This is a genomic window from Alicyclobacillus sacchari, assembly GCF_004366795.1.
GTDB lineage: Bacteria > Bacillota > Bacilli > Alicyclobacillales > Alicyclobacillaceae > Alicyclobacillus > Alicyclobacillus sacchari.
Genome location: NZ_SORF01000002.1, coordinates 260766 through 271226 on the forward strand (window position 1 = coordinate 260766; position 10461 = coordinate 271226).

Sequence of the window (10461 nt, forward strand, 5' to 3'; positions counted from 1 at the left end):
GCCTGCCCAAACATAAAAGTGCCTGCTTGTCATAAGCATGTAAGGACGATTTTGGACCAGCCCGGCATGCCGACTGGTTGCCAAGAAGGAGTGAATCGTTTGGTCAAAGAAAAAAAGGGGCGAGTTTTCACGGTCATCCTGGCGACCATGGCTGTCATCTTTACGCTCGCCCTCGTCGTCTATCCGAAAGCAGGCTATGAAGCGGGTATGGAAGGATTGAAAGTCTGTTGGGAGATTATCATCCCGTCGCTACTCCCGTTTTTCATCGTCTCCGAGTTGTTGTTGGGCTTGGGCGTGGTAAGAGGCTTTGGCGTGTTACTCGAACCTCTCATGCGTCCGTTGTTCAGCGTTCCTGGCGTTGGCGCGTTCGCCCTGTCCATGGGATTAGCCGCGGGTTACCCGATGGACGCCGTGATCACCGCCCGCTTCCGTGAGACGAACCAATGCACAAGAATTGAAGGGGAGCGGTTGCTTGCCTTCACGAACACGGCCGATCCGCTGTTTATGTTTGGCGCGGTCGCGGTCGGTATGTTCAAGTCGCCAGCCCTGGGCGGTCTGCTCGCTCTGGCACACTATATTTCATCTTTTCTCGTGGGCGTGGCATTTAAGTTTTGGGGCCGCAAGGATCCCACGCATCTGAAAGAGGTGCAGGAGCGTGGGGAGATCCGCGCCAAAGGCAACATCCTGGTGCGTGCGTTCCACGAAATGTTGGCGGCGCGCGAACAGGATGGTCGTCCTTTTGGCAAACTGCTGGGCAATGCCGTGAGTGAGTCGGTCCAGACCATTCTCATGATCTCCGGGTTTATTGTGTTTTTCGCGGTGCTCATCGAAATCCTTCACATCAGCGGCATCATGGCCGTGATCGGATGGCCGGTCGCTCTGATTTACCACGTATTCCACATCCACGGCGGGCTCGTAGGACCGACCCTGGCTGGAGCGCTCGAACTGGACATCGGCAGTGCCCAAGCCGCAGCCGTCCATGCGCCGCTGTTGCAGCGCCTCGCCCTTGTCAGCGGCATTATCGCCTGGAGTGGCCTGAGCGTACATGCGCAGGTAGCAAGCGTATTAACCAACACCGACATTCGCATGAAACCGTATTTTATCGCGCGTTTTCTACACGCATTTCTTGCCGCGCTCATCACGGTTGTTCTCTATCTGTCTGGCATGGGTCGCGAAGCCGCACGCGCCATGGCCCCTCTGACAGAGCGCACGGCCGTCATGACGGCGGAAGGAACGCACTCGTTTTGGCAAATTGCATCGTCTGGCCTATCTCTGTGGTTGATAGGATTGGTCGTCTTGCTTGCGTGCTCGTTTGTCTTCGCAATGGCAAAGCGCCTGCGCATCATCCGCTTTTACGCACGCATCAAGTAATCTGCCAAGCGCACCAAACAACACGTCCAACGCGTTGCACTGAAACAGCATCCGCATACGAAACCGGCGCTCAGGTGACGAGTCGCCGGTTTTCGCATGGCTATTCAAGCGTAAAAAGCGGAACACTTGGACGTAAAGCCACACGCTCAGGATCCGCGTGCGCCAGCGCACCATCGCGCAGCGAAAGGCGAACCTAGGGAGATTTTCCCCAGGTTCGCCTGCCTGGCCACGGATGCCGTGTATACTTAGTGCAAAAGCGGCGGAAACCAGCGGTGACCGACCAACTGATCGTATAGAATGAAAGCCGCAATGGCGAACGTGTACACGGCGAACACGCGCATTTTGCAACGCGCCACCAACCACGTCGTCCAGCGAACGGAAAAATACCCTGCGACCGCCGCCGCCAGTGCGCCCAAAAGCATTTCCCCCCACGGCAAGTTCAACGCCTGCGCAGGTGCCTCGACAATATCATCCAGCTTGACCAGTGTGCCACCGAGAATCGCCGGGATCGACAACAAGAAGGAAAAACGTGTCGCTGCCATGCGGTCCATTCCGCGCCACAATCCGCCGGCGATGGTCAACCCGGAACGGGATAGTGCTGGCAAAATCGCGATGCCCTGCAGTGTGCCGATCCAAAGGCTGTCGGCCAGTGACATCGACGACTCCGTCTTTGGCCCGGCCTGAATGGAGTCGATCCACCACAAGATGATGCCCGTGACCACGAATTCGAGACCAATCGTCACGCCCGACTCAAACAGGTTGTCAAACCATTCTTCACACAGTGCTCCAATCACGGCAGTTGGCAGCAACGCCACCAGCACCATCCACGTCACGCGAGACCTCGGATGCTTCCACAACCAAATGACCTCTTTGCGCATTGCGTATGCCACTGCCGCCAACGTTCCGATGTGCAGAAGCAGGATGAACAAGGTATCCTGTTCCACTTGCACGTGCATCAGTTTTTCAAACAAGACAATATGGCCGGAACTGCTGATGGGCAAAAATTCCGTGATCCCTTGCACAATTCCCATGATCACTGCTTGAAGTGCGGTCATCCCAACATCCTCCTTGCGCGCCGCCGCAGCGCGAATGTACGGTCTATTCGGTCCAACCCGCCCAGGCTTGGACACGCAGTAGATGTATATTGGCGGCCCGCTTGGAACATGTCCACGAGGTCATGATTCTGCGAGTGTGTCCATATACATGCAGAAGGATTTGGGAGGGATGGACAATGCGATCGCGATGGCTGACCTTGCAGGTTGCATGCGTATACATTGGCACGGTCGTAGGTGCGGGCTTTGCTTCGGGGCGGGAAATCTACCAATTTTTCGCGCAGTACGGCATTGTCGCCTACGCATCCATCGGGCTTGTCACCCTCCTGTTCGCTTGGCTGGGTTATCGTTTGATGGCCTTGGGCGCAAAACTCGGCGCCCAATCATTTCGCGATCTGACCACCTACGTGTTCCCGCCGCGGCTTGCACAGGCGATGGACGGCGTGGTTTTGATGATGTTGTTTGGCACAACCGTGGCCATGCTCGCAGGCACAGGAGAACTGTTTCGCGAACGCCTTGGCCTGCCGTTTTCGTTCGGCGTGGCAGTTGGCATCGTGGTCACGATGTGGACGATGATGTTTGGCATGAATGGGTTGCTGAAAGTCAATAGCTTTATCGTACCGTCGCTGACGGCGTTTGTCCTGTTTGTCACGCTACACACTGCCATGTACGGAGACGGCTTTGCACATGCGTTGCACCCACCGGGAATCGCGAACCAATTCGGGCTGCCGGTATGGGTAAACGCACTGCTGTACGCCGCGTTGAACATCGGTTTGTCCATTGGAGTACTCGTTCCGTTAGGGGGCCAAATCCGCTCCCGCAAAGTGCTCTCGCAAGGAGCCCTGCTTGGGGCACTTGGATTAGGCGGTCTACTTGCCTGTGTCGCCTTCTGCCTGTTCGCCTACATGCCCGGGATTCGTGCATACGCCATTCCGATGGGCTATATTGCCGCGCAGTTTCCGACATGGCTGACAGCCCTGTTCATCGCCGTCCTCTTTGGGGAAATATACTCGACTCTCGTCGGCAACATCTACAGCATGGCGGCCACCATCGCGCGATCGCGCCGTCAAGTATTGCTGGCAAGTCTTGTCACGCTTGTCGTGGCAGGACTGTTGAGCCACTTCGGCTTCCGCGCCATCGTTGCATATGCGTATACCGCATTCGGCTGGATCTCGCTCTGGTTCTTGACCATGCTGATCATTGCGCGTGTGCGATTGCGGTAAATTGCCCCAAACCCGTATAATACCATGGAACTCGGGTGACATTGTCTCGGTGACGAGCGATGTATCAAAGGAGTCCAGAGGATGGTTCAAAAATCGATCCAATGGTTCATGATTGTCCTTGGCGCATTCATTTATTCCCTAGGTCTTAATGGCTTTCTTGTCGCCAACCACCTCGCGGAAGGCGGCTTCGTCGGTGTCTCGTTGCTGCTCTTGTACAAGTTGCATATTCAGGTTGGCGTGTCGTTCTTCATCTTGAACATTCCGTTGCTCATCGTCGCGTGGCGCTTGTTCGGGCATGAATTCGTCCTCAAAACGGCACTCGGGGTCATTGGTGTGTCGGTATTTAGTGAAGCGACGAGGCGTCTCCAAGTGCCGACACACGACCCACTACTCGCCGCGCTCTACGCCGGCGTGATTACAGGAATTGGCCTTGGCCTCATCTTTCGCACGGGCGGAACGACCGGCGGTTCCGACATCATCGCGCGCATCCTTCGCCATTACCGAGGGCTGGGCATGGGCAAAACGCTCTTTGCCATCGACTTTATCGTCATTCTGCTTGTCATGGTGATCATCGGCAAGGAAGTCGCGATGTACTCATTGGTCGCGTTGTTTGTGTCAAGCCGCGTGATCGATTTCGTTATTGAAGGGGCTTCGAGTGGACGGGCGGTCATGATTGTGTCGGACAAACACGAGGAAATTGCCGACGAAATTCACAAACAGTTGGATCGCGGTACAACGTTACTGCAGGCGCGCGGCGGCTACACGGGCACTGCCCGACAGGTCATCTATTGTGTCGTGTCGCGCGAAGAAGTGATGCGCGTACAACGAATTATCTCCATGATCGATCCAACTGCGTTCGTGACCGTGAACCCTGTGCACGAAGTGCTCGGAGAAGGCTTTACATACGACAGCGAACCCTCGTCGATCTCGCGCCGCCGCCGCAAATTGTTTTAACAAGTAGCTGTAGCGTCAGCCGTTCGCAGCAAGTGCCGGATGATCACGAAAAAGGTGTCCAGCTGCCGCCGGACACCTGCATGGCACGGATGTCGTTTTATCACAATACGTTAAAAAGATGTAGCGGCTGTCAGCTCGCCTTGGTCAAAAGCGATGAGGCGCTGGCTTGCGATGAGAAACGCCGCCCGGTCGCCAGAGTCCAGCGCGTCGTCGACTGCGCGCATTAATTCCTCCCGGCGGTGTGCGCGCAAGGCCTGGTCAATGACCCACTCGGCCTGCAAGGACAGCATTTCGCGAATCGCCGGGTCCATGTCGGTGCGCACAGGTTCTTCGAGAACCGACGCAAACTCAGGGCAGGATGAACGGTCTTTGAAGAATAGTCCTACATAGATGTCTTCATCTGGGTGCTGATACAGATCCATAAACGCCTGTTCTACGTCGGTTGTCACCGGCTTATTGCGGCGATAGTAGCGGAAAGGAGCGACATGCACACACGTTGTCGAGACGACGATGACGCGCGAAAAGTGACGGAAGTTATCGACGAAATGAACGCGTTGCAACACGTTTTCACGCGTCATCATATAGCGCAGCAGCATTTCCGCCTCACGACTTTGCAAATCGTAATTGGCCAGAAACCAGCGCAGAAAATGTTTCTTTTCAGCAACGGTCACGATGGTTCCCATAGCCATTCTCCTCCCTGCTTCACGAAGTCTCCGAAGCGTCCAGCGAGCAGCACCAGCAAACTTAAGAATTGTTTGTTCATTCTATTCGGTGGCTTTGCCTTCTTTTCCTGCACTCGTCGCTTTTTCACGAGTTTGCAAAAGTGCCGTGGCCATTTACGAGCCGATCCCGGCCGCATGGATACCTCCTCGTCCCCCCCACTCCGCGAGCATGCGGTCGACGTTGGCAGGTATCGGTGCCATCCCACGCGTGGCCAACAACGCACGCCACGCCTCGAAATCTCGCCCAAGCGACAAGCCTCGTTCGACCGTCCTGTCGAGGATGCGATAAACGCGCAGTGCCCCGCTGCTCTTCAACTCCGCAAATTCGGCAATTTGAGCCTCCATGCGGGCATCTGGCAGCATCACGACGATCTCAAAGTTAGGCTGCACAACCAGAGCCGCTTGCTGGTAAGTTAGCTCGTCTGGCAAATCGGCTTCGTCCTGTGTTAGTAATTCTTGACCGAGTTTCGTGATTTGAAACCATCGCTCCCCCGATTCGTCATCATATCCAAGTCTCGCCACGCCCAGGTGGATTAACATCTTCACGATTCGCTTATCCCACACGTCCTTCGGTTCGTCGTAATAGAAGGCTTTCACCTGCGGTGCACAAACCGCGTACAGGGAGGCGCTTGAAGTCCAGTCGTCCGCCAGCAGCAAGATGGTCGCGATGATATCGTAGAGGCGCGGGATGGGACGCCGATACGTCCGCATATAAAACTGCAACAGCCTTCGCAATTGTGCCTTGCGTCCCAGCGAGAGAAAATCGGACAGGCGAGCGGGATCGACGGTCAACCGTTCATCTTGGCGCTCGACGACCATCCCTTCGTCATAGGCGAAGTCGTACAGCAGCGCGAGGCGATCCGGGTAATCGTACGTGCGGCGCCCATAGCCAAACCGCCATTGTGGCAGCTCGGTGGGCTCCTCGACCTCAAAGAGTTCCATCAACTGTAGCACGTGCCGTTTATACATGGCTCCGCTCGCCGTCAATCGCACGTCGCGCTGTTGCACGTACTGTAACAAGGTGTGCAGATCGTTGAGCGCCGCCATTCCTTCATCCACTTGCACGAGCGGATCGTCCCCACGTACCTGAATCTCACCGCGCCAGTGGCGATGGAAATGTTCCCGCAAAGCGATTTGCATATCCTTGGGGACGATGTAACTGTGCCGACGCGGAGAGTCGTTTTGCAAAAACAACCAGCCTTGCGATAAAGCCCGCTTGAGACAGTGGGATGTATCGTCGCCAGCAAACGCCAGGAGATATTCCATTTCCTCCTTGGCAAACGTGTTGCGTCTATGCAAGGCGATCCGCCTGAGCGAAACGCCCCATTCTTCGTGCCACCTGTCGAATTGTTCGGCCAGACATAGAGGATTTCGCAGCGACTCCAAAATCGACTGCACGAGATCGAGCTTCGAGTACATCGTGCACGATAGCTGCAAGCTCCGGGCAATGGCTTGCAACGTTGAAATGGAAGCATGATTTAGGCACTCACTCAGTCGCATAGGCTCCAGCCTCCCTTGTACAGTTCATCGATCGCGAGAATTTCATAGCTGTATCCTTGTTCAACTAGGTAACTCTGACGGTGAAAAGCGCGTTTGACCTCCACCGTGTCATCGCTCACAAGAGAGTAGAACACCGCCCGCTTGCCGTTCGGACGGAGAATCCGTCCAAGCCGTTGCGCCTCTTCCTGACGAGAACCAAATAAGCCCGATATTTGTACAGCGACCGTCGCCGCTGGCAGGTCGATGGCCACATTCGCCACCCTTGAGACGATCAGGACAGGCATACGACCCGCGCGAAATTCGCCATAAAGGCGCAGGCGTTCGGCAGCGGGGGTGCGTCCATCAATGATGGGGGCGCACAGTCGCTTCGCAAGATCGTGCAGCGGGGACGTGTAATACCCCATCACCAAGGTGCGCTCTCCACGATGCCGCGCACAGATCTGCTCGACGGCTTCCAACTTGCACGCATTTTGTGCCGCAATTCGATGCTTGTCCGCCGCACTGCCTCGTTCATAGTCCTGCCTTTCGCGCCCCGCAAGTGGCACCCGGACTTCGAAGCAACGGACTGGCGCCAGATGTCCTGCCTCGGTCAGATCGCGCGCTTGCATCTGAAACACAACAGGTCCAACGAGTGAGAGCACATCCCCGGCGCGGCCGTCTTCCCGAACGAGCGTCGCACTCAGCCCAAGCTTGCGCGTGCCAGCAAGTTCGGCTGTCAAGCGGAACCATCTGGCTGGCAGCGCGTGCACTTCGTCGTAAATCACCAATCCGAAACTCCGTTGCCGATAGCTGTCCAAGCGACGCATCTGTCCTCGCCGATCGCGCGCGACCAGGCGTGCATACGTGGCGATCGCGACGGGTTTGTTTGGCTCATCGGCGTGCACGTCGAGATCGCGCTCGGAGAGCGTTGTCCACGCAAGCAGGTGTTGCTTCCACTGCGCACATGCGGCTTCATTCGGCGCTAGAATCAACGCTGGCATGCGCAAGGCCGCGAGAATCGCCGTGCCAACCACCGTCTTACCAGCGCCACAGGGCATTGCGATCACGCCGTTTGCCGGGCCGCTGCAAAATGCCTCAACGGCCCGCTGCTGGTATGCACGCAGTTGTTTGTCCTGGCGCAAAGCGATCGCGACATCGCCCGGAGATGCCGTCATCGCAGCGGTGAGTGCAGGCGCTGCGACCGATCCCGCCGCCATTTCCGCGATAATGGTGCGTTGCACCTGAATCGGTACGGGGGCCTGGGCAATCTGGCGCAGGTACCGCAGTACTTCGACGGCGGATCGGCCGCTGCGAGCCAGTTCTCGCAACCGCAAAGGAGAAAGTTGGTAGACGGTTACATCGTCGAACACCTGAATGGGTTGGGCAAAATCGTCCATCGCGATGGGCAAAACGTCAACCTCCAATCGGCCTGCAGGATCAGCCGAACGGGAGACGTACAATCGACCATCCGCCTGCGGATAGACAACCATGTCATCCTCCTGGTCATATTTGGACTGTATACAAGCTTAGGATTTTGCAAACAAGAAGATGTATGCATCCGTGGGGACAAAAAAAAGGGGGAATCCGCTTTCACGGATTCCCAAACAGGAGATTCTGCTAGGAGTGGAGAGAAATCAGAACATAACACCCTTCGGCTATAAGAATACACCCGTCTGTAAACGCTGTCAATACCACATTTACAGCGTTTTTTCAGTTAATCGCTAGTTTCTGTTGCAGCCTTGTGGCGAGCCCTCGCGCCCTCCACACCCTCGCGCGATCCGCGCGCTTGATCCAGCAAATCGCGCAACAACTCCTCATCCGCCGCCTGCAGTGCGCGAACAAACCGCTGAATCTCGACCTGTAGGCCCCCTAAGTATTCCAACACAAAATCGCGGTTATCCAAGAGCGTATCGATCCAAAACCCGCTCGGGGAAGCTGCGAGCCGCGTGATATCCCAAAACGCTGGTCCCGCGATCCTGGCAGCCACATCAATCTCCACTCCGGTTGCCGCCTGCATCGCGGACAGAGAAGTCAGATGGATACCGTGGCTGAGATAGGCTAGGTTGCGGTCGTGATCGTCGGCGGAGTGAACATAGGTTGGAACGGCACCCAGTTCTGCCACCATCTGCTCCAATTGCAGCGGTGCTGGATGGGTCTCCAGAAACAGCCACGGGCGCCCCCTGAAAAGATCGGCTTCGGCGGCGCCGGGACCTCCTTTTGCTTTTCCTGCCATCGGATGCGTCGGCACGCAGCGCCTGCCCTTTGCCGCGATCCGCGAAAAGACTTCGACGATGGGCCGCTTGATGCTGCAGACATCCATTGTCCATTCCGCCACTTCGCTGACCGAGTCCGCCAGGCTGCAGGCCGCTCGCGCCGGAATCGCCAAGACGGCAAGCTCATAGTCCTGTTGTACAGCCGTGATATCCGGCCATACGCTGTCGAAGACCCCTACTCGTTGCGCCTCGCGGCGGTATCCATCCTGCCCTTCGACGGCATCTATCAAAATATTTCCGCTGGCACGGCGAAGGGCGAGGGCCATGGATGTTCCAATCAGCCCCGCCCCAATCACCAACACGCGTCTAAATTGATTGTTCACTCAGCTCCGGCTCGCTTCCAGTTGATATTCGCGAACCAAACGGTGCGTATCTCGAACCTGCTTTGCCAAGCGATCAAACTCTTCGAGCGTGATGGTTTGGTTGCCGTCCGACCATGCTTCTTCCGGTTTCTTGTGGACCTCGACGATCACGCCTGCCGCACCAGCAGCCACACCAGCACGGGCCATGGCTGTCACATAGCGCGAATGGCCAATGCCATGGCTCGGATCGACAAGCACAGGCAGATGCGAAAGGTGCTGTACGACAGGAATGGCGTTTAAGTCTAACGTATTGCGGGTGTAGGTTTCAAATGTGCGAATGCCTCGTTCACACAAAATGACGTTCGGATTGCCTTCAGACAAAATGTACTCTGCCGACATCAGCCACTCTTCGATGGTGTTGGAAAAACCACGTTTGAGCAGGACCGGGCGATCCGTCTTGCCGACTGCCTTCAACAATGCGTAATTTTGCATGTTGCGGGCCCCAATTTGCAACACGTCGACGTAGTCGGCGACGAGATCGACCAAGCCCGGCTCCATGACCTCGGATACTACCGCCAACCCTGTCGCCTCGCGCGCGGCGGCCAGATATTTCAGACCTTCCTCGCCAAGCCCTTGAAAAGAATACGGAGACGACCGCGGCTTAAATGCGCCGCCGCGCAACATGTGGGCACCGCTGGCCTTGATTTCTTGCGCAATCTCAATCAGGCCTTCCTTGGACTCGACGGAACAGGGACCGGCAATGATTGTCGGCTCATCCCCCCCCACGACATGGCCCAATATTTCAATTGTCGTGTTATCTGGATGGAACGGCCGGCTGGCCAGTTTGAACGGATAGCTCACTGAGACGACCTTTTCGACACCTGGCAAACCCTCGACGCCCAGTTCCCGCACCTTTTCCTTTTGCCCGATGACACCAATCACCGTCATTTCCGCACCCTCCGAAAGGTGCGCCCCGAGACCCTTACTCTGTAACAGTTGCATGACGCGCTCGATTTCAGACTTCGACGCGCCTTCCTTCATCACGATAATCATGGTTCTCTCTCCCTCGCAATCGCGCGCCTTCA

The 10461-nt window shown here is 56.4% G+C and carries 9 protein-coding genes; 3 read left to right on the forward strand and 6 right to left on the reverse strand.

From position 1 onward, the window contains the following. Positions 1 to 90: 90 nt before the first annotated feature. Entirely contained in the window at positions 91 to 1371 is a 1281-nt protein-coding gene (gene ylbJ / locus C7445_RS03420; protein ID WP_243834920.1) for a sporulation integral membrane protein YlbJ, read from the forward strand. A 245-nt stretch (positions 1372 to 1616) separates the two neighbouring features. Here the strand turns inward: ylbJ and C7445_RS03425 are convergent, their stop codons facing one another. After that, positions 1617 to 2426 (reverse strand): undecaprenyl-diphosphate phosphatase, encoded by an 810-nt coding sequence (locus C7445_RS03425; protein ID WP_134158633.1) that lies wholly within the window; start codon positions 2424 to 2426, stop codon positions 1617 to 1619. 176 nt (positions 2427 to 2602) lie between these two features. Between C7445_RS03425 and C7445_RS03430 the strand changes: the two genes are divergently transcribed. Both C7445_RS03430 and C7445_RS03435 read left to right on the forward strand, forming a co-directional pair. Further along, positions 2603 to 3646, forward strand: coding sequence for a YkvI family membrane protein (locus tag C7445_RS03430; RefSeq protein WP_134158634.1), 1044 nt, complete (start codon positions 2603 to 2605; stop codon positions 3644 to 3646). A gap of 81 nt (positions 3647 to 3727) precedes the next feature. Continuing rightward, positions 3728 to 4600 carry a YitT family protein gene (locus tag C7445_RS03435; RefSeq protein ID WP_134158635.1) on the forward strand — a complete coding sequence of 291 codons (873 nt, stop codon included), beginning with the start codon at positions 3728 to 3730 and terminating at the stop codon, positions 4598 to 4600. A 110-nt stretch (positions 4601 to 4710) separates the two neighbouring features. Here the strand turns inward: C7445_RS03435 and C7445_RS03440 are convergent, their stop codons facing one another. From C7445_RS03440 to aroF, 5 genes are all read right to left on the reverse strand, one after another. After that, positions 4711 to 5283 carry a YpiB family protein gene (locus C7445_RS03440; protein WP_134158636.1) on the reverse strand — a complete coding sequence of 191 codons (573 nt, stop codon included), beginning with the start codon at positions 5281 to 5283 and terminating at the stop codon, positions 4711 to 4713. Positions 5284 to 5436: 153 nt separating this feature from the next. Next, on the reverse strand, positions 5437 to 6822 hold the full coding sequence (locus C7445_RS03445; RefSeq protein WP_134158637.1) for a helicase-associated domain-containing protein: 1386 nt from the start codon (positions 6820 to 6822) through the stop codon (positions 5437 to 5439). Next, positions 6813 to 8291 (reverse strand): DEAD/DEAH box helicase family protein, encoded by a 1479-nt coding sequence (locus C7445_RS03450; protein ID WP_134158638.1) that lies wholly within the window; start codon positions 8289 to 8291, stop codon positions 6813 to 6815. Before C7445_RS03450 ends, C7445_RS03445 begins: the two co-directional genes overlap by 10 nt. Before the next feature lie 224 nt (positions 8292 to 8515). Further along, positions 8516 to 9397 (reverse strand): prephenate dehydrogenase, encoded by an 882-nt coding sequence (locus tag C7445_RS03455; RefSeq protein ID WP_243834911.1) that lies wholly within the window; start codon positions 9395 to 9397, stop codon positions 8516 to 8518. After that, positions 9398 to 10429, reverse strand: coding sequence for a 3-deoxy-7-phosphoheptulonate synthase (gene aroF, locus C7445_RS03460; RefSeq protein ID WP_134158639.1), 1032 nt, complete (start codon positions 10427 to 10429; stop codon positions 9398 to 9400). It abuts the gene before it with no gap. Positions 10430 to 10461 lie beyond the last annotated feature (32 nt).

Coding starts and splice junctions, on each gene's coding strand:
- C7445_RS03425 (WP_134158633.1), bottom strand. CDS start 2,426: ATGACCGCACTTCAAGCAGTGATCATGGGAATTGTGCAAGGGATCACG.
- C7445_RS03430 (WP_134158634.1), top strand. CDS start 2,603: ATGCGATCGCGATGGCTGACCTTGCAGGTTGCATGCGTATACATTGGC.
- C7445_RS03435 (WP_134158635.1), top strand. CDS start 3,728: ATGGTTCAAAAATCGATCCAATGGTTCATGATTGTCCTTGGCGCATTC.
- C7445_RS03440 (WP_134158636.1), bottom strand. CDS start 5,283: ATGGGAACCATCGTGACCGTTGCTGAAAAGAAACATTTTCTGCGCTGG.
- C7445_RS03445 (WP_134158637.1), bottom strand. CDS start 6,822: ATGCGACTGAGTGAGTGCCTAAATCATGCTTCCATTTCAACGTTGCAA.
- C7445_RS03450 (WP_134158638.1), bottom strand. CDS start 8,291: ATGGTTGTCTATCCGCAGGCGGATGGTCGATTGTACGTCTCCCGTTCG.
- aroF (WP_134158639.1), bottom strand. CDS start 10,429: ATGATTATCGTGATGAAGGAAGGCGCGTCGAAGTCTGAAATCGAGCGC.